16 protein-coding genes are annotated in these 24,981 nt (G+C 68.4%); 10 read left to right on the plus strand and 6 right to left on the minus strand.

Annotated features, from left to right (window positions below; translation table 11 throughout):
* Positions 1–51 precede the first annotated feature (51 nt).
* Together JRI60_RS35175 and JRI60_RS35180 are read right to left on the minus strand one after the other, a co-directional pair.
* The gene (locus JRI60_RS35175; RefSeq protein ID WP_204220296.1) at positions 52–3,015 is read right to left on the minus strand and encodes a choice-of-anchor D domain-containing protein; all 2,964 of its coding nucleotides are present in this window, start codon (positions 3,013–3,015) and stop codon (positions 52–54) included.
* Positions 3,016–3,281: 266 nt separating this feature from the next.
* Positions 3,282–4,178 (minus strand): DMT family transporter, encoded by an 897-nt coding sequence (locus JRI60_RS35180; protein ID WP_204220297.1) that lies wholly within the window; start codon positions 4,176–4,178, stop codon positions 3,282–3,284.
* Positions 4,179–4,354: 176 nt separating this feature from the next.
* Here JRI60_RS35180 and uvrA point away from each other — a divergent pair, with 176 nt between their 5' ends.
* The 5 genes from uvrA to JRI60_RS35205 all read left to right on the plus strand — a co-directional run bounded on the left by uvrA (position 4,355) and on the right by JRI60_RS35205 (position 13,527).
* A complete protein-coding gene (uvrA, locus tag JRI60_RS35185; protein WP_204220298.1) occupies positions 4,355–7,228 on the plus strand; it encodes an excinuclease ABC subunit UvrA in 2,874 nt (957 codons plus the stop codon).
* 94 nt (positions 7,229–7,322) lie between these two features.
* The gene (locus JRI60_RS54705) at positions 7,323–9,464 is read left to right on the plus strand and encodes a putative metal-binding motif-containing protein (RefSeq protein WP_204220299.1); all 2,142 of its coding nucleotides are present in this window, start codon (positions 7,323–7,325) and stop codon (positions 9,462–9,464) included.
* 471 nt (positions 9,465–9,935) lie between these two features.
* Positions 9,936–11,303, plus strand: coding sequence for a hypothetical protein (locus JRI60_RS35195; protein ID WP_239469885.1), 1,368 nt, complete (start codon positions 9,936–9,938; stop codon positions 11,301–11,303).
* The gene (locus JRI60_RS35200; protein WP_204220301.1) at positions 11,293–11,967 is read left to right on the plus strand and encodes a hypothetical protein; all 675 of its coding nucleotides are present in this window, start codon (positions 11,293–11,295) and stop codon (positions 11,965–11,967) included. The genes JRI60_RS35195 and JRI60_RS35200 overlap by 11 nt, the downstream gene beginning before the upstream one ends.
* A gap of 9 nt (positions 11,968–11,976) precedes the next feature.
* Entirely contained in the window at positions 11,977–13,527 is a 1,551-nt protein-coding gene (locus JRI60_RS35205; RefSeq protein ID WP_204220302.1) for a hypothetical protein, read from the plus strand.
* Between the two features lie 75 nt (positions 13,528–13,602).
* Here JRI60_RS35205 and JRI60_RS35210 read toward each other — a convergent pair whose 3' ends face one another.
* Positions 13,603–14,175: a tRNA-uridine aminocarboxypropyltransferase gene (locus JRI60_RS35210; protein WP_204220303.1), complete on the minus strand. Its 573-nt coding sequence runs from the start codon at positions 14,173–14,175 to the stop codon at positions 13,603–13,605.
* 175 nt (positions 14,176–14,350) lie between these two features.
* Here JRI60_RS35210 and JRI60_RS35215 point away from each other — a divergent pair, with 175 nt between their 5' ends.
* The 3 genes from JRI60_RS35215 (at position 14,351) to JRI60_RS35225 (ending at position 15,903) form a co-directional block, all read left to right on the plus strand.
* Positions 14,351–14,743 carry a hypothetical protein gene (locus tag JRI60_RS35215; protein ID WP_204220304.1) on the plus strand — a complete coding sequence of 131 codons (393 nt, stop codon included), beginning with the start codon at positions 14,351–14,353 and terminating at the stop codon, positions 14,741–14,743.
* Between the two features lie 193 nt (positions 14,744–14,936).
* Positions 14,937–15,104 (plus strand): hypothetical protein, encoded by a 168-nt coding sequence (locus JRI60_RS35220; RefSeq protein WP_204220305.1) that lies wholly within the window; start codon positions 14,937–14,939, stop codon positions 15,102–15,104.
* Positions 15,105–15,255: 151 nt separating this feature from the next.
* The gene (locus JRI60_RS35225; protein WP_204220306.1) at positions 15,256–15,903 is read left to right on the plus strand and encodes a LysM peptidoglycan-binding domain-containing protein; all 648 of its coding nucleotides are present in this window, start codon (positions 15,256–15,258) and stop codon (positions 15,901–15,903) included.
* A 26-nt stretch (positions 15,904–15,929) separates the two neighbouring features.
* Here the strand turns inward: JRI60_RS35225 and JRI60_RS35230 are convergent, their stop codons facing one another.
* The 3 genes from JRI60_RS35230 to JRI60_RS35240 form a co-directional block, all read right to left on the minus strand.
* Positions 15,930–18,236, minus strand: a complete 2,307-nt coding sequence (locus tag JRI60_RS35230) for a serine/threonine-protein kinase (protein WP_204220307.1) — start codon at positions 18,234–18,236, stop codon at positions 15,930–15,932.
* Between the two features lie 51 nt (positions 18,237–18,287).
* Positions 18,288–19,586: a hypothetical protein gene (locus tag JRI60_RS35235; protein WP_204220308.1), complete on the minus strand. Its 1,299-nt coding sequence runs from the start codon at positions 19,584–19,586 to the stop codon at positions 18,288–18,290.
* 526 nt (positions 19,587–20,112) lie between these two features.
* Positions 20,113–20,742: a CHAP domain-containing protein gene (locus JRI60_RS35240; protein ID WP_204220309.1), complete on the minus strand. Its 630-nt coding sequence runs from the start codon at positions 20,740–20,742 to the stop codon at positions 20,113–20,115.
* 231 nt (positions 20,743–20,973) lie between these two features.
* Here JRI60_RS35240 and JRI60_RS35245 point away from each other — a divergent pair, with 231 nt between their 5' ends.
* Entirely contained in the window at positions 20,974–24,078 is a 3,105-nt protein-coding gene (locus JRI60_RS35245) for a tetratricopeptide repeat protein (RefSeq protein WP_204220310.1), read from the plus strand.
* Positions 24,075–24,968, plus strand: coding sequence for an RNA polymerase subunit sigma-70 (locus tag JRI60_RS35250; RefSeq protein ID WP_204220311.1), 894 nt, complete (start codon positions 24,075–24,077; stop codon positions 24,966–24,968). Before JRI60_RS35245 ends, JRI60_RS35250 begins: the two co-directional genes overlap by 4 nt.
* The last annotated feature ends 13 nt before the right edge of the window (positions 24,969–24,981 follow it).

Here is a 24,981-nt window from a genome sequence, read left to right on the forward strand (position 1 = left end):
AGGGACGCCCCCCCTCGGGAGCGTCCCCTCTGATTCCCCCAGCCCCCGGCCCTAGCAGCCCACCGGGTAGGTGATCTCCACGGACGCCCCGGGCGGAGGCGCCGTCTCACTGTCGAAGACGAGGGTGTTGGTGTTCCGGTCGTACACCCACCCGGTCTTCACCTCCACGCCGTCCACCTTCACCACGATGCGCGAGGGATCCGAGGGCGCCTCGCTCAGCGGGAAGGTGCGGTTGGGCCCGAAGGCGCTCTCGGAGATGTTCTCCAGCGAGTCGGCCCAGTTCGGCGTGCAGATGTTCTCCACCACACCTCCCGTACTCTGGGCGAGCTGGATGTAGCGGCTGCCGGAGCTGCTGGCCTTGGGGCACACGCTCAGGTCCCCCGGCCCGACGATGGCGGAGAAGACGACCTTGGTCCGGTCCCCGCCCTTCAGACCCAGCAGGAACGTTTCGTAGAAGGACACCGGCTGCGGCGAGAAGTCCTCCTCGTCCGACAGCGCGATGATGGCCAGCTTGGCGTCCTCGCGCAGGAAGCCGGAGTTGCCGTCCAGCACCTGCGGCGTGCGCGGATCATCCACGTTGTACACCAGCGGATCCGCCAGGGCGCGGTACATGGCCTCCAGGCCCTGCTCGTTCCAGTGGCACACGCCCACGTTGGTGTTGCGCGCGAAGACCGACTCGGCCGCCGGCGTGGTGGGCGTGATGATGCGCGGCGACGAGTTGTCGACGGGGAAGAAGCGGCCGTTCTCACCACCCTCGGCGCCACCCGGGCACATCGCCCAGCCACCCGAGGAGCGCTCGAGGCCCGTGGTGGTGACGGCGATGTGGTAGTCCACGCCCGTGTTCGCCGCGTGCGACAGGAAGGCCGCGAAGTTCTGACCCAGGTTCTGCTGCTCGTCCATCATCGAGCCCGAGTTGTCCACCAGGAACAGCACGTCCACCTTGGACAGCGACTGCTGGACGAACTGGTCCGTCTGCTCGTTCTTGAGGACGCCCTTGCCCACCAGGCCCACGGTGTAGGGCGTGCCCGTGCCCAGGTCGAAGCGCATGGCGGCGGCGTCGTCCCCATCACCCTGGGGCTCGTACGTCACCTTCACGCGGGACACGCTGTTGGCGCCGAGCACCTGGGGGAAGAGGAAGCCGTGCGACACCTTGAAGTCGCTGGCGTCACCGTCGAGGCCCAGGCCCACCAGCGTGGTGGGGCCGGCGCACTTGTTGTAGACGACCAGCTCGCGCTCCTTCGGACCGCAGGTGAGCCGGGTGACGCCGAAGTCCAGGTTGGTGGGCTGCACGGAGAAGCAGCCCTGCACGCCGCGGCCGTGGAGCTGCGCCGTCAGGTGGCCGTTGCTCGGGTGGTTCACCCAGCCCTCCGCGATGCCGGAGAACTCCCCCTCCGCGCCCGGCTTGAAGCGCGCCAGCAGCAGGGCCCGCTGCCCCGGCTGCAACACGGTGTTGCCCGTCTTGTCCGCGCGGAAGGCCTCATCCGAGCCCTCGGAGATCTGCATCCCGGCCAGGTAGCACTCGGAGGAGCCCACGTTGCGCACCCCCACCGCGAGCGTCACCTCCGAGCCCACCGGCACGTTGCCGAACTCCAACCGGGCCGGCTCCACCTGGTACTGGCAGGGCGAGAACACCTTGCCCGTCCCCAGCACCTTCACCACCTCGGTGGAGGTGCTGCGCCCGTTGAGCAGCCTGGCGACGAGCTCCGCCTCGCCCCCGCCGACGCCCGCGCGCGGCATGAAGGTGATGGGCACGGTGGCCGTCTGCCCCATGGGAATGGGCAGGCTGGTGGAGGCCTGATTCAGCATGAAGTAGCCGCCCTTCTTCGTGGTGAGCTTCAGGTCGCTCAGCAGCACGTCGTTGCGGCAGCGGTTGATGATCTGTACGTCCCGGGTGGCGCTCATGCCCTCGGCCACCACGCCGAAGTCGAGCGGATCCGGCTGCAGCACCACGCACGAGGCGCCCCCCTCGCCCGCGAGCGCCACCTTGGGGCCCGGCTTCGAGGTGCCCATGGGCCGCACGTCCAGCTCCAGGCGCGCCTCGCGCATGGTGCCACTGACCGTTGGCGAGAAGCCCACCTTCACCTCCACCACCGCGCCCGGAACGAGCACGTTGCCCGAGACGGTGGGCGCGCTCACCACCCGGAAGGCCCCGCTCACGTTGTCCAGCAGGTTCACCCCGCCCCAGGACATGGGTTCGGTGCCCAGGTTGCGGATGGTGATGCGCTCCTCGGCGACGGCGCCCAGCGCCACGCGGCCGAAGTCCACCCGCAGGGGCGTCACCTCCAACTTCGAGGCGATGCCAGCCCCCGCCAGCGTCACCACGACGGGCTCGCACGTGGGACACACGCCCACGCGCGCCAGGCCCTGCGCCGGGCCCAGCCGCTCCGGCCGGAAGGACAGCTGCAACGCGCGCTGCTCACCCGGCTTGAGCGTGAAGGACGCGCCCGCGTCACTGGACCCGAACTCGTCCGCGTCCGCGCCGTCGAGCACCAGGTTCACCGGGCTCTCCACCCGGGTGGGGTTGCGCACCACCAGCTCGCGCACCACCACGTTGCCCAGCTCCACGTTGCCGAAGTCGATCTGCGCCGCCTTCACCTCCACCCACGCCTTCACGCCCTGGCCGGCCACGCCCAGCTGCGCCACGCCGTCCTTGCCCGCGTTGCCGGCGTCCGTGAGCACCTCCAGCACGCCCTGCACCGAGCCCTCCACGTCCGGCGTGAAGCGCACCTCCAGCTCACGCTCACCCCCCGCCTTCAGCTCGAAGGAATCAAAGGGCAGCACCTCCACATTGGGCAGGCTCGCGGTGGCTCCGTGCACCGTGAAGGCCGCGCGGCCCTGGTTCACCAGCCGCACCTTCATCGTCTTGGAGACACCCACCGCCGACAGGCCGAATTCGATCTTCTCGGGCGAGGCCACCAGCCCCGACTGTGCGCGATGCGACGAGGGCCTATCGCACCCCACCCCCATCAGGGCCCACAGGCACGCCGCCATGCACACCCAGCGCAATCCAACCATCGAAGCCTCCCCGGATCAGCGCACACACAAGCCGCGCGATCTCCAGCCACACCTGGGGTGAGGGCCTCTGCAACCTCGGGGCCTGGGGAAGCACGTGCCCCACTGACGCGACAAGTCGCGGGACTACAGGGAAAACTATTGGACCCAACGTGGAAACGAGCTGCCCTGCCGTCGGTCCTCCCTGAAAACTTTTCCTGAGTGCCCAGCGGATGACGGGAAAAAACCGGAACACTCAGGGACAGGAAGGGGAAACACGAACTCCACGCTCAGGGTGAAGGTCGGGAAGCTGGGAGTAATAGGCGAGGAGCCAGGCCCGTTCCCCACAGCACGCCACTCATGCACACCAATGCACCCACCATGGCGAGCGGCTGGAGGGGCTCGCCCAGCAGCAGCGCGCCGAGCAGCCAGGAGAAGGCCGGGGTGAGCTGGGTGGTGATGCCACCGCCCGCCGCCGTCACGTAGCCCATGGCGTAGGTGAAGATCATCTGAGCGGCCACGGAGGACAGGCCCACGCCAAGCAGCGGCCCCAGCATGTCCCAGCTCAGGGGACGCCAGTCCTGTAGGGCGAAGGGCAGGCCGAACAGCAGCCCGAAGAAACAGAAGGAGAGGAAGATGGAGGCGGCGTCGGTATCACCGCGCAGGGCCCGCAGGGCGATGACGGCCGCGCCACTGAGGACGGCGGACAGCGCCCCGGCCAGGGCCCCGGTGCCGAGCGTGAGGCCCACCCCGTCCTGCACCGTGCTCCAGATGACGAGCCCCGCGCCCACCGTGGTGGCCACCAGCCCGGTGGCCAGGTACCCGTTCACCCGCTCGCCCAGGATGAAGATGCCGAGGATGGCGGCGCAGAGGGGCCAGCAGGAGTTGAGCAGCGAGGCGGGCCCCACGGCGATCCGGTCGATGGCCATGAAATAGAAGTAGACGGAGCCGCCACCGAAGAGGCCTCGCAGGGCCCACAGCCCGGGCCGGCCCATGCGCGGCCGTTGCCCGGTGAGCGGGAAGTAAAGCGCGAGGAAGACGAGCCCGATGGCGAAGCGCGCGCACACCACCTGTCCCACCGAGAGACGGCCCGCCACGGAGCGCGCGAAGAAGGCCATGAAGGCGAAGAGCAGGCTGGAGACGACGAGCAGGGGCGAGCCGCGGAAGCGCTCGGGGATGGGGGGCATGGCGGCGGCACCCTAACCCGGAAGCGTCCGGGTCCCCAGCCCTGCTCCGCCCGCCCGGTGCCCGGCCGGCCAGCAGGGGAATGGGCCTTGAAAATCCATCCGTTCAGGACCATTCAAGCCCCGCCCCCGCTTTCCCCCTACCTGAGCGCCCTTTCAGTGGTGTAGACCCCGCCCCCATGTCCGAGCCCGACGTCATCTCCATCCGCGGAGCCAAGGAGCACAACCTCAAGAACATCTCCCTGGAGATTCCGAAGAAGAAGCTGGTGGTGTTCACCGGCGTCTCCGGCTCCGGGAAGAGTTCGCTGGCGTTCGACACCCTCTATGCCGAGGGTCAACGCCGCTACGTGGAGAGCCTCTCCGCCTATGCCCGGCAGTTCCTCGGGCAGATGGAGAAGCCCAAGTACGACACCATCCGCGGCCTGTCGCCCACCATCTCCATCGAGCAGAAGGCGGCCAGCAACAACCCGCGCTCCACGGTGGGCACCGTCACCGAGGTGCACGACTACCTGCGCGTGCTCTTCGCCTCGGTGGGAGTGCAGCACTGCCCCAACTGCGGCAAGCGCGTGGGCAAGCAGAGCGCCCAGCAGATCGTCGACACGCTGATGGAGTCGCCTGCGGGCACCAAGGTGATGGTGATGGCGCCCGTGGTCACCAACCGCAAGGGCGAGCACAAGGACATCCTCACCGAGGCGCTCAAGCGCGGCTTCACCCGCGCCCGGGTGGACGGCAAGGTGAAGGGGCTCGAGGAGCGCATCGAGCTGGACAAGAAGTCCAAGCACGACATCGCGCTCGTCATCGACCGGCTGGTGCTCAAGCCCGAAATCCGCACGCGCCTGACGGACGCGGTGGAGACGGCGCTGCGCGAGGGCAAGGGCATGCTCATCCTCGCGGATGAGACGGGCAACCCGGCGAGCGACCGCATCATGAGCGAGCTCAACGCCTGCCACGCGTGCGGCCTGTCCTTCGGCGAGCTGTCGCCCTCCTCGTTCTCCTTCAACAACCCGCTGGGCATGTGCTCGGACTGCAACGGCCTGGGCACCAAGGCGGAGATGGATCCGGACCGGATCGTCCCGGACCCCTCGCGCAGCCTGCGCGAGGGCGCGGTGGAGCCGTGGGCCAGCGGCATGAACAAGGGCGAGGGCTGGACGGCGGACTTCGTGGAGAGCCTGGCCGGGGCCTTCGACATCGATCTGGACACGCCCTTCGCGAAGCTGCCGGCGAAGGCGAAGAAGATCATCATGTACGGCGCCGAGGGCAAGCGCTTCACCGTCCAGTGGGGCGATGGCGGCCGCTACGAGATGGAGTGGGAGGGCCTCGTCAACAAGCTGATGCGCGGCTTCAAGACGACCACGTCCGAGGCGATGCGCACCTACTACCAGAAGTTCTTCAGCGACAAGCCGTGCCCCACGTGCGACGGCGCGCGCCTGAAGCCGGAGAGCCGGGCGGTGAAGGTGCACGGGCGCTCCATCGTGGAGCTGAGCCGGCAGACCATCGGCGACGCGCTGCGCTGGCTCAAGGACATGCAGCTCACGGAGACGGAGCGGAAGATCGCCACCGAGCTGCTCAAGGAGATCCGCAGCCGCCTGGGCTTCCTGGAGGACGTGGGCCTGGCGTACCTGACGTTGGACCGGACGGCGTCCACGCTGTCCGGCGGCGAGAGCCAGCGCATCCGCCTGGCGTCGCAGATGGGCAGCGAGCTGACGGGCGTCATCTACATCCTCGACGAGCCGTCCATCGGCCTGCACCAGCGAGACAACGGCAAGCTGCTGGCCACGCTGAAGCGGCTGCGCGACCTGGGCAACTCCGTCGTCGTGGTGGAGCACGACGAGGAGACGATGGAGGAGGCGGACTGGCTCGTCGACTTCGGGCCGGGCGCGGGTGAGCTGGGCGGCCAGGTGGTGGCCGAGGGCACCCCCGCCCAGGTGATGGCGAACGAGAAGAGCTCCACCGGCGCGTACCTCTCCGGCCGCAAGGAGATCGAAATCCCCGAGCAGCGGCGCGCTCCTGGCAAGACGAAGGTGCGCATCGAGGGCGCGAAGGAGAACAACCTCAAGGACGTGACGGTGGACATCCCGTTGGGGCTGTTCGTGGCCGTCACCGGCGTGTCCGGGGCGGGCAAGTCCACGCTCATCAATGAGATCCTCTACCCCGCCGCCGCGCGCGCCCTGTACGAGAGCCGCGAGGTGCCGGGCAGGCACAAGGCGATTACGGGGCTGGAGAACCTGGACAAGGTCATCGACATCGACCAGCGGCCAATCGGCCGGACACCCCGGAGCAACCCGGCCACGTACACGAAGCTGTTCGACTCCATCCGCGACGTGTTCGCGATGACGCCGGAGGCGCGGGCGTTCGGGTACACGCCGGGCCGCTTCTCCTTCAACATCAAGGGCGGACGCTGCGAGGCGTGCGAGGGCGATGGCGTGAAGCTGGTGGAGATGCACTTCCTGGCGGACGTGTACGTGCCGTGCGAGGTGTGCCACGGCAAGCGCTTCAACGACGCCACGCTGCGGGTGCTCTACAAGGGGAAGAACATCGCCGAGGTGCTCGAGATGAGCGTGCGCGAGGCGATGCAACACTTCAGCGCGCACAAGGACATCATGCGCGTGCTGCAGACGCTGGAGGACGTGGGGCTGGGCTACATCCGGCTGGGGCAGAGCTCCCCTACCCTGTCCGGCGGCGAGGCCCAGCGCATCAAGCTGGCGCGCGAGCTGGCGCGCGTGGCCACGGGCCGCACCCTCTACATCCTCGACGAGCCCACCACGGGTCTGCACTTCGAGGACATCCGCAAGCTTTTGCACGTGCTCAACCGGCTGGTGGAGGCAGGCAACACGGTGCTGGTCATCGAGCACAACCTGGACGTCATCAAGAGCGCGGACTGGGTGATTGATTTGGGCCCCGAGGGTGGCGCGGGCGGTGGTCAGCTGCTGGCCACGGGCACGCCGGAGCAGGTGGCCGAGGTGAAGGAGAGCCACACCGGGCGCTACCTCAAGCACGTGCTGACGAAGTCCCGGAAGCACCGCGTGGGCCGCAGGCCCGGCACGGCAGCCTGAGCCGCCCAAGGGTGTAGGACCCGCTTCCTTCGGGCCGCCAGCCGACGCACCTCCCCCTCTAACGACGCGTGCCCGAGCCCGATAAGCTCGCGGCATGCGTCGACTCTGGATGTTGGGACTGCTCTTGTCGTTCGTCGCGTGCCGCGAGAAGGCCCCTCCCGAAGGGGCCGTGCGGGTCACGGTGAAGTACGGCTCCTACCGGCCCGTGTGTCTGCGGGTGGTGGCCAATGACTCTCAGGGGGAGGTGGGCCGGGTGGATATCCCTCAGAGCAGGTTCCAGAATCCGGAGGCGAGGCAGATCCTCGTCGCGGTGTTCCGAAAGGCCGACTCAGGACGGGAGCTGACACTGGAGGTGTCCTCCTTCGCTGAGGCCTCGGAAGAGGCGTGCTCCGGCTCGCTGGTGGAGCAGCTTTCCTCGCAGCCCATCCCGGTGCCCCTGGGGGATTACGCCTCGTTCGAGGCGACCCTGCGGGCGAAGGACGATGATGGGGACACCTTCATCGCCCGGGAAGAGGGAGTGAAGGGAACGGACTGCGACGACGGGAGCGGCGAGGTGTTCCCGGGGGCCGCCGAGCGCTGCAGTGTCTCGGTGGACTACGACTGCGACGGTGCCTCGGGCTGCCAGGACTCCAAGTGCCAGCAGAAGGCGTGCGACGATGGCAACGCCTGCACCACGGGCGACCGATGCGAGGGCTCGGGAGTGTCGGCGCAGTGCAAGGGCCAGGCGGTGCAGTGCGAGAAATCCGCTTCGGGCTGCGTCACGGCCTCCACGTGCTCCCAGGAGACGGGCCGGTGCGTCGAGACCCGCAAGGCGTGCAACGCGCCGCCGACGGCGTGCTACGAGAGCGCGGGCGCGTGCAATGACGCCACGGGCGAATGCGAATATGCCGTCAAGGCGGCCTCCGTAAGCTGCGATGACAGCCAGGCCTGCACCACGGGGGATGTGTGTAACGGCGCGGGGGTTTGTCAGGGCACCCAGACCCCGTGCACCGCCTCCAGCATCTGTTTCCGGGTGACCGGAGGCTGTACGGCGCTCGGCAATTGCACCGAGGAGCCGGACCCCGGCAAGGTGAACACCACGTGCATGCTCGCGAGTGGAACCGAGAATGGGGTGTGTCGTGCCTCCGATGGCAGGTGCAGCCGCTTCCCCTACGCTCCGAGCAACTTCGATCCGGATGCCATTCCCACGGCGAGCATTCTTCCCCTGGCCACGACGTGTAACATCACCTTCAACTCGACGACGCTGAGTTGGAACCCCACGAACTGCGTCAGCAATCCGCCCACTCCCATCGAGTTGCCCCAGGGCAACGGGATGGTGTTGTTCGCCTTGTCGACCCTGAATCTGAACGGGGAACTCCGGCTGGTGGGCAACCGCCCCGTCATCCTGGCCGTCTACGGAGATGCCACGCTGAACAGCAACATCCTCGCCCATGCGGAAGGCACGGCACCTGGCGCGGGCGGCAGCCTGGCGCTGGCCTGCGAGGACCGACGTGGCAGGGGGGGAGTGTTCAGCGCGACCTGGGTGGGAGGTGGTGGCGGAGGCGCTGGAGGTGGCACCACGGGGGGTAATGGAGCGACCGGAACGGGTACGGGTTCAACGCCCGGTGATGGCGGGAACGCGGGGGGAGATGTCTTCGTCCCACTCGTCGGAGGTTGTTCGGGAGGGAGTGGGGGCGGCGATCTGGGAGGCGCGGGAGGCGCGGGAGGAGGCGCCGTGCAACTCTCCGTGGCGCGTACCCTCACGGTGAATCAACAGATCTCCGCCAGCGCGGGCGGAGGGAGTGGAGGGCGGTTCAGCACCACCAACGGCGGTCAGGTCGGAGGGGGCGGTGGAGGCGGAAGCGGAGGGCAGGTGTTGCTCGAGGCCCACCAGTTGGAGCTCGGCTCATCAAGCCGGCTGACCGCGAATGGAGGGGGTGGTGGGGAAGGCAGTGGCTATTCCGCCATCAGCCAGGCCAATGGCGACGTGGGGGATGATGGTTCCCGGACCTCGGCGAACCAGGCCGCGGGTGGGACCGGGGACTCCCTGGCAGGTGGAGAGGGCGGCAACGGAGGCGCTCTCAACAAGTCACCCGGTGCTGGCACCGCGGGCAGTGACGTGGGCGTCGGTGCCAAGGGAAGTGGCGGAGGAGGCGGAGGCGCCGTGGGCCACATCCGGCTGAGGTCCGTGAGGCCCTGCACCATCAATGGCTCCAGCGTCATCAGCCCGGCGACCAACGCGCAGTGCCCGCTGTAGCCAATCCCAGGGAGCGTTCTAAGGAGCGGCCATCCACAGCCAATTGTACACAAGAAACTCTTGATTCCAAACGCATCTCAGGTGCCGGACGCGGCCGTCCAGCGGTCAACCGCTCGAATGGCTACACGCGATCAACCCTTGACTCCCTGACCGAACGGTCAAATGAAATTTTTCCAGGTGGGCAAAGGGAGGATTCAGGAGACACGGAAATCCAGGTAAAAGCCCTTGCATCCACCCGGCCCTGACTGCGAATATGAAACGCCGAGCCATGGGCATGAAATGCAATGCCTGGGCACGGCCGGGCCGGCGGCGAATGACGGATGGCTGGTCTTCGTGACGGAATCTTCACGCGACTTTCTCACTTTCTGCGTCGCTGAAGTTTCATCCCATTCAAGGACGATTGTCTGACGAGGAGTTCTCGTGTTTCGACGACTCATTGTAGGGGTCGCCGTTTGCCTATCGGGGGTGGCGATGGCCAAACCACCCTCGGGCACGGCGTTCTGCTCCACCTATCCCTCGGCGCCCGTGTGTACGGGTCAACAGCCGGCCTGCACGTACTGTCACGTCGCGCCGCCGCAGCGCAACGCCTTCGGCGCCAGTCTGGAGCCCCACCTGGCACCCGGCGCGTCGCGCCCCCTGTCCGACAGTGACTTCGCGGCCGCGCTCCCCTGGGCGCTCAAGGCCGTCGAGGCGGAGGATGCCGACGGTGACGGCGTGTCCAACCTCGTGGAGATCCAGCGCGGCACCCTGCCGGCCGATCCCACCAGCGTGCCCGTGGACACCGGCCGCTGCCAGGCGGGGGAGAATCCCCAGTACGACGTGTGCCGTTACGACGCGCGCTTCGCGTACAAGCGCCTGCTGCTCGACTTCTGCGGCGTGCCGCCCACCTACGCGCAACTCAAGGAGTTCAGCGCGTTGAGCGCCGACGACCAGCGCGCCCGGATGGATGCCGAGCTGGACCGGTGCACCACCTCCGAGTTCTGGCGCGGCAAGAACGGGCAGCTGTGGAAGCTGGCGCACCCGAAGATCCGCCCGGTGGGCTCGCTCAAGGCCGGTGAGGACGCCGGGACCATCCCCCTCGCCGACTACTATGACGACTACGCGCTCTACGCCTACGCGCAACTGGACGATCACGACGCGCGCGAGGTGATGACCGCGAAGTACTTCGTGAGTCGGGAAACCAATCCCACCCGCTACTCGGTGGTGCCGACGCGGCCGACGCAGTCCGTCGACGAGCTGCACCGCGCGGGCAACATCACCAGCAGGTGGAGCCTCATCTACTTCGTGATGTTCACCGCGCTGCCGCGCAACGCCGCGTCGCAGGCCTACCGGGCGTACCTGGGTCTCGACATCGCCAAGCAGGAGGGCCTCTTCAGCGTCCCCGGCGAGCCCCGCGACTACGACGCCAAGGGAGTGGACGCGCCCGCCTGCGCGGCCTGCCACGCCACGCTCGATCCGCTGAGCTACCCCTTCCGCAACTACGAGGGTCTCTCCTTCCCCCGCAACCCCGAGGTTCCCTGGGCGAGCTACGTGCCCGGCCGCATCGAGAAGCGCTTCGGCAACGCCTCGCCGATCATCACCCAGATGCCGGAGTCCGGCTACCTCTTCGGCCAGCCGGTGGACAACCTCGTCGAGTGGGCGGAGGTCGGGGCCAACAGCGATGCCTTCGCCATCGCCGCCGTCACCGACTACTGGAAGCTGCTCGTGGGCCATCCCCCCACCGCCGAGGAGCACGCCGAGTTCGTCACCACCTGGAAGCGCTTCAAGGGCACGCACCAGTACCGCGTGCAGCGCATGCTTCACGACCTGATCCGCACGGAGGCCTACGGTGCGCCCTGATTTCCTTCGCGTGTTGTTGCTGTCCTCCGCCTGTGTCCTCTCCGCGTGCCCGTCCCCCTCTCCCTCGGGAGAACAGGATGCCGGCACACCGCCCGCCGATGCCGGTACGGGTTCCTCCGGTGAGGTGGCGCCTTCCTCGCGCAACAACCTGCGCTTCAAGAATCCGGAGCAGCTGACGGCCCACTTCTCCGCGGCGCTGTCCCTGCCACCGGAGCAGGTGTGCAACGAGCTGGGCCAGTACCCCTGCACCACGTACGTGCACAACGTGGCCCTGGGCGGCGTCGAGCCCTATGGCATTGGTCTCTACGAGCCCATCTCGGTCACGGGTGTGACGACCCCCATCGCCATCGACCGCCTGGCGCTGGCGGCCTGTGTCCGGCGCGTCTCGCTCGACGTCACCAGCCCCGGGGAGGCGGTGCTCTTCAAGGGCATCGAGCTCGACGGCCAGGGGCGTCTGGCGAGCCGGGACGGCGCGCCGGTCCGCGACGCCATCACCTCGCTCTACCAGCGCGCCCTGTTGCGAGACCCCACGGAGACCGAGGTGGGTACCCTGTCGCAACTGGCCACACAGATCGAATCCAAGGGCAGCCAGACGCCGGGCCGCGACTGGATGGTCGCGTCCTGCTTCGCCGTCCTCTCTTCCGCCGAATCCGTCTTCTTCTAAGGGAACGTCATGTCACTGCGTAACAATGGACGGCTCTCGCGCCGGGAAATCCTGAAGGCCTTGTCGATGTGCGCGGCGGGCTCCGCGACCCTGGGGCCCCTGCTGACGGGGTGCCGAGACGGGCTCAATACCCCGGCGGCACTCGAACAACTCGGGGGCGTGCGCCAGGCGCGCCTGGATGGCAAGCCCCGCTTCCTCATCGTGGTGGGCGCCGTGGGAGGCGCCTCCATCATCGACAGCATGCTGGCGGTGCGGGCCTCGGAGGCGGGCGCCAACGCCGCGAAGCTCAACACCTTCGCCGACGAGCAGGTGCAGAACGTGGAGGGCTCCCCGTTCCGCGCCGTGAAGGTGAGTAGCTCCCAGATGGGCAACATCCCCGTGCCGGTGAAGACGGACCAGCTGCCCTTCGTGAAGAAGTACAAGGACTCCATGCTGGTGGCCACCTCGGTGGGCACGTCGGTCAACCACGTCATCGCCCAGAAGCGGAGCCTCACGGGCAACGCCGCCTGGCGTGGCCGCACGTTGCAGGAGTGCGTGGCCCTGCAGTACGGCGCGGGCTTCCCCATTCCCAACGTGAACATGGCCAACTCGGGCTTCTCCGAGCGCGGCACCGATGACTCCCTGCCCGCGTACTGCTTCGGGGAGGTGGTGGCCAATCCCTCGCTCTGGCCCCTGGGCCTCGATGGGATGAAGGGCATCAAGGACGTGCCTTCCCGCGACGTGATGGCGCTGGCCCGGAGCACGCGCAACACGCTCGATTCCCAGTCGGTCTTCGGGAAGACCTTCGACGACGCGGAGGCGCTCAAGCGCTGGAACGAGCAGCGCACCACGGGGCAGTCCGCGCTGGAGATCCAGGATCTGATCAGCCGCCTCAACGTGCTGCCCGATCAGCCGCCGAAGACGCCGCTCTCGGAGTACGGCCTGTCGAACTCCCCCGATGCGGAGCGGCTGCGCGCCGTCTTCCCGGATTACCTGAACGATCCCGTGCAGGGGCAGGCGGCGCTGGCGTTCCTGCTGCTCAAGAACCGGGTGTCGGTGACGGTGACGCTGGGGCCGTCGTTCAACGTGGCGGTGAGCCCTCCGTATCGGATCACCAACCCTCCGCTGGCCTTCGACTTCAGCCACAATGATCACCGCTCCATCCAGGCCTTCATGTGGTCGCGGATGATGGACACGCTCGACAAGCTCATCGAGCTGCTCAAGTCGGAGCCCTTCGACTCGAGCGGCGAGAGCCTGTGGGATCGCTCGTTGATCTACATGGCCACCGAGTTCGGCCGTACGCGCAACCGGACGGAGGGCGCCACGGAGCTCTTCGGCACCGGGCATGACCTCAACAACGGCTTCATGCTGCTGTCGCCGATGATCCGGGGCAACACGGTGCTCGGAGGCGTCGATCCGCTCACCACGCTGACCTACGGCTTCGACCCGCGCACCGGCGCGCCCGAGCGCGGAAAGATGACGTCTAACGAGCCGGACATCTTCTCGGGCATCCTCACCGCGATGGGGGTCGACACCTCCGGCAGCGGGCTGCCCGACGCGAGCGCCTTCCTGCGCACCTGATGAGCCCGGGACCGGGGGGAGCCTTCCCCCGGCCCGTGGGCGACGAGCGCGTCGAACAGCGCTGGCGGTGGGGGCTCAATTCAGCGTCCCGCACTCGGCGATCCGCTGAACCCGAAGCGCGGCCAGCCGCTCCAGCGGCGCCGCCGCCTCCGGTCCCTCGAGCACCGCCACCGCGCGGGCAATCGCATCCAGGGTGGACATCCCGGACGGGTGCGTGGGCTCGCGGAGCTTGAGCGTCCCGGGCGCGGGCGGCGGTAGCACCAGCCGGGGGAGCGTCCGCAGCGCGTGGAGCCGCTGGGTCATCCGCCGCGCCTGCGACCAGCTCGCGTCCAGCACCACCAGCTGACTCGGCGCGGGGGCGTCCGGCGGCGCGGTGGGGCCATCCGGGTAGAGCAGCCAGGTGCCGGGCTCGGAGAGCAGCGCGGTGTCGAGGGGCTCGGCGGGAGCGCCATAGGTGAGCAGCCTGGCATTCGCGAGGGCCAGCGCGGCCACCCTCCCGGTGTTGCTCTTCTTGGGAATCTCCACCACGTGCTGGAGGATGAGGAAACGGGTGCGTGTCTCCACCCGGGGAATCTCGGCACACAGGCACAGATGCAGCGGAAGGTTGCAGCGAAGACAGCGGGGCCTGGGCGGGACTGGCGAAGACATCCTCCAGCATCCTGTTCCGGTGGCCACGGGAAGAGAAGCGTTCGTTCCCGCTCCCAGGCTGTGGGGCCGGATGCCAGGAACTCGAGCGGTTCGGGCAGGAGGGTAGGCCCTCGTCCTTCCGCGCGATGGCCTTCCGGTTGCGACCGGTACTCGACCCACGTATAGGGAGAGCACCGTGTCGCTGGCTCTTCGCATCTTCACGCTCGCGCTTCTCCTCGGCTGGCAGGCCGTCGCCAGCGGAGTGGGCCTCCCCCACTTCTGCCCGAAGCAAGCCAGGACGAGCACCGCCTGCCAGTGCCCGCACGAAGAGAAGAAGGCGGAAAAGGCCTCGCACGACGAGACGGCGTTGAGGAAGGATTGCTGCGACGCGTTGGAACGGGACATCCCCGCGCCGGCTCTCGTGGACGCCTCCGGCCACGCCTCCCCGCTCGCGGTCCCACCGGCCTCGCCGGTGTGGCTCACCTCCAAGGCTCCCGAGAGTGGCGGCCGCCTATCGCTCGCCCTCTGGGACACGCCCCAGGCCCAGGGGCCACCTGTCTTTCTCCGTCTCCGCTCGCTCCTCATTTGAGCTCTCCCGGCGCGTCCCGGGTTCCTCGCCTTTCCTCCACCTTGACGTGAGGAGGCCGAGGCCCTGAGTGCCGCGCCGGACGGGAGAGAAGCCGCTCGAAGCGTTCCCGCCGTGCCACTCCCGGACGACCCGTCCGAAGGATGCCGCCGGCGTGACGACAATGATGGATGTCGAGATGGAGTAAGAGAACCCCATGGAAGTGATACTGATCTCGTTGGTGGGCATCGTGGTGTTTGGTGGCGCCTTCCTCGTGCTGTGCCCGGAGTGGTGGAGCACGAGCCTGGGCACCCTCAAGGACAAGAAGCCGGAGAAGAAGGCGATGGAGGCCGGGGACACCCGGGACCCCAAGGCAGGCAGCTGAGCCGAACGACCACTCCGCCACCCATGTATCCGGTTTTACTCCGGATTTTCCGGGTGGCGGTCGTGGGCCCGGGTGCATTCCAGGAGCCTGAGAAATTCGGGCGCAACTCCGCGACGGTTGCCGCGACAATCGTTCAAGGAGATTTCTTCATATGTCCACCTACCGCATCCGCCCGGGCGACACCCTCTCGGCTCTCGCCGGCCGTTTCAACACCAGCGTCTCGGAGCTGGCGCGCCTCAACAAGATTGCCAATCCGAACCTCATCTACGCGGGCAAGTCCCTGCGCATCCCCGGCCACGCCCGGAACGACAGCTTCGAGCCCACCAAGAGCGGCGGTCCCCGCCGCGGCAGCGGCACGAAGGGCAGCGGGCAGGTCGGGGAGAGCCGTGGCACCGCGAGCCCGGGCAACGTGACTCCCGCGATGCGCAAGCTCGCGAGCGCGGGCCGCGCGGCCGCGATGAGCATCGGCGGGTACAACAGCCAGGGCCTGTGCGCCACCGGCGTGAGCAAGGCCATCCAGAACGCCTTCGGCTTCAAGGTCTGGGGCAACGGCAACCAGATCGACAACAACCTGCCCCGCGACAAGTTCAAGCAGGTCAACATGTCCCTCGAGGAGGCGCTGAAGATTCCGGGCCTCGTCCTCACCTGGGAGAAGACCTCGTCGCGCCTGGGCAGCATCTACGGCCATACCGCCATCACCACCGGCGACGGCCGCTCGTCCGTGAGCGACTTCATCGAGCGCAACACGCTCGGCGCCGGTGGCCGCTCCGGGCTGAAGATCTTCATGCCGACGGTCTGACTCCCGCCGCACGGAGGACCGCCGTCTCAACGGCGGTTCTCCTCGCGCAGCCGGACCCCCTCTTCCCGCTCAGCAGCGGTGAGCGGGGCGGAAGAGAGGAGTCGCTGCCGCGCCGGCCGGTGAACCTCGGTGCGCTCGTCCTCGCCAGCCCCAGCCGGAGTGACGTGCGCGTTCGGGAGCGAGCCCAGGACCGGGCCGTTCTGGGTGGGTTCGAACTCCGCGAGCCGCTCGCCCAACGTGGTCTTGAAGAACCAGGCCACCGCCGCCGGTGACGAGTTGAGGCGGTGGTGGGCCATCACCGCCTCGATCTCCTCGCGCAGGGCGGCGGCGGAGGGCGTGCGACGCGCCGGGTCCTTCACCAGGGCGCGCAGGATGAGATCCGACACATCCTTGGGGATCTTCGGGTCGAGCCGCGACGGCACGGGCGTCGGCTCACTCAACATGGCGCTGAGCGTGGCCGCGTCATGGTCTCGCTTGAAGGGTTGCTGGCCGGTGAGCAGTTCGAAGAGCACCACGCCCAGGGCGAACACGTCGTTGCGCGCGTCCAGGGGACGGCCCGCCGCGGCCTCGGGAGAGATGTAGGAAATCTTCCCCTTCAGCTCACCCGCCTCGGTGCTCCCCTCCCCCTGCACCTTGGCGATGCCGAAGTCGCTCAGCTTGATGGCGCCGTCGAGCGAGATGAGGATGTTGTGGGGGCTCACGTCGCGGTGCACCACCGGGTGGGGCACACCGGCCGGGTCCACGTAGCTGTGCGCGTAGTGCAGGCCCGCGGCCGTCTCGGCGACGATGCGCAGCGCGTGCTCCATGGGCAGCGCGAGCCCCTTGCGCCGCAGCTCGGTCATCAACTTCTTGAGGTCCGGGCCGCGCACGTACTCCATGAGGATGTAGGCCACGCCGTCGTTCATGCCCACGTCGAACGTCTGCACGACGTTGGGGTGCGTGAAGCGCGCGTTGGCCCGCGCCTCGGCGAAGAGCATGTCGACGAACTCGGCGTTCTCCGCGAACTGCGGGAGGATCTTCTTCATCACCACGAACTTCTCGAACCCCTTCACGCCTACCTGCCTGGCGAGGAACACCTCGGCCATGCCGCCCTGCCCCAACCGGCGGATGACCTGCAGCTTCTTGCTGGCGCTGGTGGAGTTGCCGATGTCCGGGCTGCCGCCCTTGGCGTTCGCATCCAGGTGGGAGGAGCCGAACAGGTACTGGCTGAGGGCGCGCGGCTCGAGCGCCTCGATGTCCTCCAGCGGCTGCTCCACCAGCACCGAGCGGCTGAGCAGCGGCACCAGCCGGGGAATGGAGGGCAGGCGCGCGGTCCCGCCACAGATGGGGCACTCGCGCTCGAGGCTGGTGTTGGCGCGCAACCTGGCCAGGTACTCGGAGGCCAGGGCGCGCTGGTGGTGCTCGTGGCCGCAGTGACGGCACTCGCACGGCAACCACAGCGTGCCAAGCTGTATGTCGAGTTGCTTGGAGAAGCGCATCAGCGCGCCGAGCACCGGCGGGGGCACCCGGCACAGCACCACCTCCCTGGCTCCCCGCGCCGCCAGGGTCAGCACCTGCTCCAGCCTGGGCACCGCCTCCGGCTCCACCTGGGTGACGTGCGAGAAGTCGAAGGCGACGCTCCCCTCCAGGCCCGAGGCCAGCCTGCGCACGTTCAGGCTCCCCTTCAGCTCGCTGGCGAGGGTGATGTACGTGATGTCGTCCTGGACGATCTTCAGGTGCGTGATGAGCGGGTTGGGCGCGCGGGGCGTGGTGGCGCGCAGGTAGCGCATCACCACCGGGTCCACCGTACCGAACCGCTGGCGCCTGACGTAGTCGAAGAACTCGCTCGCCAGTTCCGCGAACTCCAGCTTGCCCGAGCACACCGGGCAGGAGTGCTCGGGGGCTCGGCCCGCGGTGAGGATGAGCGCCTCCGACTGCAGGTCCACCAGCCGCAGCCGGTCCTCGCCGCAGGCGCGGCACGTGTAGGGCGCCAGCACCGACAGCACCCGTGACACGCCGGCGAAGCCCTCCACCATGTTGAGCTGATCCACCATCACCGGTGGCGCGTTGACCACGTAGAACGAGCTGACCCCGGGAGGCGGCTTGCTGGCGAACTCGAGCCACCGCCGCACGCCGAAGGAGCTGATGCGCTCCACCCGGCCGAGGTCGACGATGAGAAGCCCACCGAGGTCTGGCGAGGAAGACGTCAGTGGGAACGTCTCGTCGATGATGCCAGCGATGCGGACGTGGTTGATGGTCCCCACGCGCACGCGGCGGATGGTGGCATTGGAACCCTGTCTGGCCGCATGGGGAGCGGTTGCACCTGTGCCACGGAAGGAAGGAGGAGAAGACATGACAGGGTCCAACGATGAGTGGATGAACAGTGACGGGGGCTGGCGCTTCGCTCAGTACGCGAAGTACTCGATGGCCGAGGTGACCGCGTCGTTGTACGCGGACACCGCGACATCCGCCTGGGTGCTCGTGTCGGAGAAGTCCCGGAAACCCTCCTCGGTCTGGCTCCGCAGCTTCTGAATCACTTCCTTGAGCTTGCCGGTGTCCTCGCTCAACGCATCGGCAATCTCACCCACCAGCGTATTCTTCGCGGCGGTGAGCGCGCCCTTCGTGGGCCCTTCCGCGAGCTCGGTCACCACGCTGAACAGGGTGTCCGCGTGGCCCTTGATGGCCTCCCTGTCCTCATCCGCGTCCTTGACCGCCCTGGCGAACCCCTGGTGCAGAGCCCCCACGAGGTCTCCCAACGCTCGCGCGGACTGCTTGTTGGGCGAGGCCGGGTCGTTGGCGGCCCCCAGGGTGCTGGGATTGAACGTCTCCTGGCGGAGCTGGGGAATGAGCTGCTTCGAGACGAAGGACCTGAGCTCCTCGTTCTTCGAGTCACTGTCGAAGAGCCCCGCGTGGAGGAAGTTGCCCAGGGCCTTGCGCGACGGGTCCGAGGCATCGGGTCCCAGCTTGTCATTGTTCAGGCGTTGGATGAGGCCCTTGGCGTCGCTCTTGAAGAGCCGGGTGAGCCCCTCCACCAGGCCCTTGCGGTCGGGTTTGGCCCCTTCATCCCCCAGCAGCGAGGCCGCTTCGCGGAAGACCTTCGTCTTGAGGCTGTCGTATTGCGAGCCCCGCAGGTCCCCGAGCTGGCCGAGGATTTTCTGGGCACCATCCTGCCGCGAGCCCGCCAGATGCGACTTCCCCACGTCGAAGGGAGGCCGGCTCAGCGCCGTCTCGAGGATGTTGGCGAGCTTGTCCTCCCCCAGTCTGGCCGCGTAGTCCGTGAGCAGCTTGGGGTCGGACGCGAGCACATCCGCGAACTTCTGCGCATCAATGGGGGACTTGCTCTTGTCGAGATTCGCCGCTGCCGAGTCCAGGAAGGTGCGGCGGATGGACTCGCTCGCCTCCGGCTGCTTGAGCACCGGCGTCAGGAAGTGGCTGGAGTTGGTCGCCGCCGCGTCCTTGGCGATCTTGTCCGCGACAGCGGGCGGAAGCTGGTGGGTGCTCGTGGCCAGGGCCTTCAGCGCGGCGACCTGTTCGCCGGAATTGCTGAAGGTGTGGTGGGCGGCCACCTGATTTGCGCTGTACTTGAAGAGTGCCTCGGACTCCTTGTCACCCAATCCTTTGTAGAGGTCCTTCAGGAACGCGGGGTCGTTCTGGTGCGCGCGAATCGTATCGACGAAGTCGGTCGCCCGGAGGTCGCGCCCCAAGGGGCCCGGGTACCGGTTCGGATCCTTCAACAAAGCCGCGGCCTCGGTGCCCGTCGGCGCATCCTTGGCTTTTTCCTTGGGATTCGGTGTTGATGTTGGTTTTTCCGTCGGGGTCGGTGGAGCCGGCGGAGGCTGCGTGGCCTGGGGACCGGAAGGACTGGGCTGCGGCGAGGGCGTGGCGGCGGTGGTGTCCGGCTGCTGGGGCTGGGGAACGGGAGGATTGGGTTGCGGCGAGGGCGTGGCGGCCCCAGTGGTATCCGGCTTGGACGCCGAAGCAGCAGTGGGAGACGGGTTGGCCCGCGGGCTCGGAATTCCCAGCTGGGAATAGTCCGGAGCCGGAGGATCCACCCCGTCGCGCTGATGCGGGGGCTTCTCGCCCGTCTTGGCTTCCCGGGTCTTGTTGGATGGCTTCGGCTCCGGAGGTTGAGTCTCCTGAACCTTGGGGGGAGCTACGGACTGCTTCGGGGAAAGAGATACCTTTGCCATGGTGCACTCCAATACGTGTGTGTCAGCCGCGGGAAGAGCCCTACTTGATCATCGACCCGTAACCCATGATGGCCTTGTCATTCCAAGGCATCGTGCGCCGGCTGACGCTGTCGCTGGAGTTGCCAGAGATATACGTGATGTATTTCTTGCCGTTCTTCTCGAAAACCCTCTCCACGATGCCGACGTGGTCCGCTGGCTTCTTGGAGTTTCCGTCCCACTGGAAGGTGACCGCGTCGCCCTTCTTGGGATCGTGGCGTCCCTTCCACTGGCCCTTGGCCTCGAGCTGATCGGCAATACCCTGCGCGAGGGAAGACTTCGGCTTCGACAGACCGGCCTCCTTCGCCGCCCAGCTCACGAAGTCCGCGCACCACGCCTGACCACTCTTGCCAGTCATCTCCTTCGTGAACTTGTTGCCGTTGTTGCGCCCCTCCTTGTAGCCAATCTGCCCCTTGGCGGCGTCGATGAGCTTGTCGATCTTCTTGTCCTTGTCGCTGGAGGTCTTCTTGGTCTCCTTGGCGCCGTCGACGAACGTGTCCCGGGTCGAGTACCCCTTGGACTTCTCCTTGGACTTCTGCTCCGACTTCGCTGGACCTACCGTCGAGCTGGCGGTGGACGACTGGAGCGGCTTGAGGGTGACGGTGTGCTTCTTGGCGGAAACGGCGATCTCCATGGTGCTTCCTCTTTCTTGGGGTGAAGAACGACAGGGGGTGCGGCGGGCGGCCCGGTCGCCGCCCGTATCCACTCGCTTCGTGAAGCGGCCAGGGGCTGTCCTGGCGCTTTCGGGGGTAAAAGAGGGAGTGACCTTTTCGGCGTCCCAAAAAAGCCTTCGGCCGCTCGCGTGGCTCCCGTGCCTCGCCTCCGTCTCGCTGGAAGACAACCATTCCTCTCAAAATCTCATCCAATGAAAGCGTGCCCCCAAGAAACGACGCTGAGTGACTTCCTCGCCGGATTGCTCTCCGAGGAGCACCGAAGTCTCGTCCTGGCGCACGTGGAGCACTGTGCTGACTGCCAGTGGGTGCTGGCGGCGGGTGATGGCGCTCGGGCCTTGTCCAGCCCCTCGGTGACGCTCGACGCGGAGCGCCCCCCGCTGCTGTCCCCCGGCTCCACGGTCTCCCGGTACGTGGTGCGGGAGCGCATCGGCTCCGGGGCCATGGGGGTGGTGTACGCGGCGGATGACCCGGAGCTGGGCCGCCGGGTGGCCCTCAAGGTGCTGCGTCCCGAGGGGCACCACCGGCAGGAGTTGCAGCAGCGGCTGCTGCGCGAGGCGCAGGCACTGGCCCGGCTCTCCCACCCCAACGTCGTCACCCTCTATGACGTGGGCACCTACGGGGACGGCATCTTCCTGGCCATGGAGCTGGTGGAAGGCACCACGCTGGCGGAGTGGATGAAGGAGCCGCGTCCCTGGAGGGAGGTGCTGCGGGTCTTCCTGGATGCCGGGCGGGGACTGGCGGCCGCGCACGCGGCGGGCCTGGTGCACCGCGACTTCAAACCCGCCAATGCCCTCATGGGAAGGGATGGCCGGGTGTACGTGACGGACTTCGGCATCGCCCGGCTGCTCCACCAGGAGGACGGCCCCTCTCCGCGAGCGAGCCCCGAGCCCCCTGTTCATCCGATGAGCCGGCTCACCCGGACAGGCCTCGTCCTGGGCACGCCCGCATACCTCGCCCCGGAATTGCTGCGAGGCCAGCGCGCGGACGCACGCTCGGACGAGTTCAGCTTCTGCGTGGCGCTCTACGAGGCCCTCTTCGGCGGGCGTCCCTTCCAGGGAGAGACCCTGAGGGAGCTGGCCGAGGCCGTGCAACAGGGCCGGGTGTGTCCGCCCGGGCGTGAGGTGAAGGTACCCGCCTGGGTGCGGCGCGCGGTGCTCCGGGGGCTGAGAGCCGAGCCCGAAGAGCGCTTCCCCTCCATGGAGTCCCTGCTGGCGGCCCTCGACCCGCCCCGGCGGATGATCACCCGGGTGGTGGCCACGGCGACCGTGGCCGGAGTGCTGGGGGCCATCGCGGCCTACGGGGTGACGCATCGGCGCGAGGCGCGGTGCGAGCAGGAGGTGGAGAAGCTCGCGGCGGCCTGGAGCCCCGCGCGGCGCGAGCGGGTGCGTGCGGCCTTCCTCGCCACGGGCGCCCCCTACGCCCCTCCCGCCTGGGAGCGGCTCGCGACGGCGCTGGACGCCTACGCCTCCCAATGGAGGACGCTGCGGACCGAGGCCTGTGTGGCCGCGGGCAGCGACACCGCGGACGGCACCTCCTGGCAGACGGCCGTCTGCCTCGACGCGCGGCTCTGGCAGCTCGCCGCCGTGACCGAGGTGCTGGAGAAGGCGGACGTGCTGACAGTGCAGAACGCGCACCAACTGACGGCCTCCCTCGAGGGGCTCACCGGCTGCCGGGACGCGCCCGGGCTCTCCAGCCGCCCGCAGCCGCCCGATAGCCTCCGCCCCCAGGTGGAGGCGGTGCGGCACAAGCTGGCGCAGGCCCGGGCCCACCTCGTGGCGCGCCGGTTCTCCGAAGGCCTCGCGGTGACGTCGGCCCTCCTCGAGGAGCTGAAGGGGCTCGACTACAAGCCGCTGGAGGCGGAGGTGCTCCTGGCTCACGGCGAGTTCCTCGGGGGAGCCAACAAGCAGAAGGAGGCGGAGGAGGTCCTCTACCAGGCCGTGTGGGCCGCCGAGGCCGGGCGTGACGACGAGACCGTGGCGCGTGCCTGGCTGGAGCTCATCTGGCTGGTGGGCGAGGAGCTCTCCCGCCCCGCGGACGCGGAGAAGCTCATCCGGCACGCCCGGGCCTCCGTCGAGAGGCTGGGGAGGGAGCGCATCCCCGAAATCACCACGGAGTTGCATCAACGTCTGGCCTCGCTGTGGGAACTGCAAGGCAAGCTGGCCGAGGCGGAGCAGGAGGCACGCCAGGGTCTGGAGTTCTCGCGCAGGAGGAATGGCCCGGACAGCCTCCGCACACCCAACCTCCTCCACGAACTCGGCCGGATCCTCTTCCGCCAGAACCGCTTCGATGAGGCGCTGGAGCTCCACCTCCAGGCCCTCGAGCAGCGCAAGCGCCTGCTGGGCCCCGACAACCCGGCCCTCGTGACCTCCTACAACAGAGTCGCCTCGGCCTACCTGCAGGTAGGCCGGCGCGCCGAGGCCATCGGCATCTGGCGCACGGCCCTGGCCCTCCAGGAGGCGTCCGCCGTACCGGAAAACCCCGTCCTCGCGGGCCTGCTCCTGAACCTCGCCATGAACCTGCGCGTCGAGGGCCGGACGGACGAGGCGTGGTCCATGCTCGAGCGGGCGCGCTCCATCTTCGAGCGCGCCCGTGGACCCAACCACCTCACCGTCGTCCAGGTGCTCCTGGAGCAAGCGGTCCTGTCCGACGAGACAGGCCAGAACGGCAAGGCGCTCGCCCTCGCCACCCAGGCCCTGGAGCGCATCCAGCGTTCGCTGGGCCCGGACACACCGCGCGCCGCCATGCCCCTGACGTTCCGGGGACAGATGTACATGAACGCGGGCCGCTACCCCGAGGCACGGCGCGATCTGTTGGACGCACTGAAGCGGATGGAGAAGGATCAGGGCCCGGAGGGGGCGGGCACGGCATCGGTGCTGCTCCCCCTGGCCGAGCTGGCCCTGGATACCAAGGCTCCGAAGCAGGCACTCGAGTACTGCGAGCGTGCGCTGAAGGTCATCGAGAAGGCCGATGGTCCGGACTCCATGCTCGGTGCCAGCGCGCTGACCTGTGCCGGAAAGGCGCACCTGGCGCTGGGCGCCGCGGACAAAGCCGTACCGCTGCTCGAGCGCGCCCGGAGCATACAGACCCGATGGGGCGAGCCCCGGGAGCCGGCGACCGCCGCGAGTACCGCCTTCCTGCTGGCCCGGGCGCTGGTGGAAACGCGCTCCGCCCCGGACCGGGCGCGTGCGCTCGCGATGGCCGAGGAGGCCCGGAAGCGGCTGGAGTCCGTGGGAGTTCGAGGCCAGGCGGAGCTCCAGCAGGTGCTGGACTGGTTGCGGCGTGAGGGGAAACGATGAGCGAGGAACGAAAGACAGGCGCCCTGGCGGCGCTGCTACGGGAGCACGTACCACTGGCACAACGCGCGGAGCTGGAAGCCGTGGAGGGACTCGAGGCGCTGCTGCACAAGCACGTCGAGGCGGCCCGGAACGCATGGCCCACGTCGCGGCTCCCGGTCGAGGTCTTCGTGCGGCACCTGGCCCGGCACCTGCCCGCGGGAAAGGCCTCGGAGGTACTGCGCATCCTCCACGGCGCCGACCTGTATCTGGCTTGCGCCTGCGCCACCGGGGAGACCTCGGCCCTCCGGGCCTTCGAGCAGCACATCCTCCGGCACATCCCCGCCCGGCTCGGGGCGTTGTCAGCGAGCATGCTGGAGGAGGTGCTGCAGGTGCTCCGCGAGCGGCTGCTGGTGGGCAGCGAGGAGGCACCTCCGAAAATCGCGAGCTACGGGGGCCGGGGGCCGCTGCTGACCTGGGTGAGCATCACCGCCGGGCGCATCGCCGGCGAGCTGGTGGGCCACAACGGGCGCGAGCTCCTCGTCAACGAGCCTCCGGAGGCCTTCGCGCGGATGCTGGCCTCGGGCAACCCGGAGCACGAGCTGCTCCGCGAGGACGCGCGCCAGCTCCTCGTCGAGGTGCTCCGGAAGGCGGTGGCGACTCTGCCCGAGCACGAGCGCGCCCTGCTGCGCCTGCACCACTTCCATGGCTTCACCATGGATCGGCTCGCGCTGATGTACGGCGACTCACGCTCCGGCGTGGCGCGCAAGGTCGCCAGTGCCCGCGAGCTGCTGCTCGAGCGCGTCCATGCGGAGCTGGCCCCCCAGCTGAAGCAGGACCGCCTCGCGATGGAGAGCCTCCTGGGGTTGGTGCGCAGCCAGCTGGATATCAGCATCCGCCGGCTGCTGGGCTGAAGCCCTGGCATTC

This window comes from Archangium violaceum, from assembly GCF_016887565.1.
Taxonomy (GTDB): domain Bacteria; phylum Myxococcota; class Myxococcia; order Myxococcales; family Myxococcaceae; genus Archangium; species Archangium violaceum_B.

What these genes read in the sequence shown, in the direction of transcription:
- JRI60_RS35175 (WP_204220296.1), bottom strand. Translation starts at nt 3,015, where the DNA reads ATGGTTGGATTGCGCTGGGTGTGCATGGCGGCGTGCCTGTGGGCCCTG.
- JRI60_RS35180 (WP_204220297.1), bottom strand. Translation starts at nt 4,178, where the DNA reads ATGCCCCCCATCCCCGAGCGCTTCCGCGGCTCGCCCCTGCTCGTCGTC.
- uvrA (WP_204220298.1), top strand. Translation starts at nt 4,355, where the DNA reads ATGTCCGAGCCCGACGTCATCTCCATCCGCGGAGCCAAGGAGCACAAC.
- JRI60_RS54705 (WP_204220299.1), top strand. Translation starts at nt 7,323, where the DNA reads ATGCGTCGACTCTGGATGTTGGGACTGCTCTTGTCGTTCGTCGCGTGC.
- JRI60_RS35195 (WP_239469885.1), top strand. Translation starts at nt 9,936, where the DNA reads ATGGCCAAACCACCCTCGGGCACGGCGTTCTGCTCCACCTATCCCTCG.
- JRI60_RS35205 (WP_204220302.1), top strand. Translation starts at nt 11,977, where the DNA reads ATGTCACTGCGTAACAATGGACGGCTCTCGCGCCGGGAAATCCTGAAG.
- JRI60_RS35210 (WP_204220303.1), bottom strand. Translation starts at nt 14,175, where the DNA reads ATGTCTTCGCCAGTCCCGCCCAGGCCCCGCTGTCTTCGCTGCAACCTT.
- JRI60_RS35220 (WP_204220305.1), top strand. Translation starts at nt 14,937, where the DNA reads ATGGAAGTGATACTGATCTCGTTGGTGGGCATCGTGGTGTTTGGTGGC.
- JRI60_RS35225 (WP_204220306.1), top strand. Translation starts at nt 15,256, where the DNA reads ATGTCCACCTACCGCATCCGCCCGGGCGACACCCTCTCGGCTCTCGCC.
- JRI60_RS35230 (WP_204220307.1), bottom strand. Translation starts at nt 18,236, where the DNA reads ATGTCTTCTCCTCCTTCCTTCCGTGGCACAGGTGCAACCGCTCCCCAT.
- JRI60_RS35240 (WP_204220309.1), bottom strand. Translation starts at nt 20,742, where the DNA reads ATGGAGATCGCCGTTTCCGCCAAGAAGCACACCGTCACCCTCAAGCCG.
- JRI60_RS35245 (WP_204220310.1), top strand. Translation starts at nt 20,974, where the DNA reads ATGAAAGCGTGCCCCCAAGAAACGACGCTGAGTGACTTCCTCGCCGGA.
- JRI60_RS35250 (WP_204220311.1), top strand. Translation starts at nt 24,075, where the DNA reads ATGAGCGAGGAACGAAAGACAGGCGCCCTGGCGGCGCTGCTACGGGAG.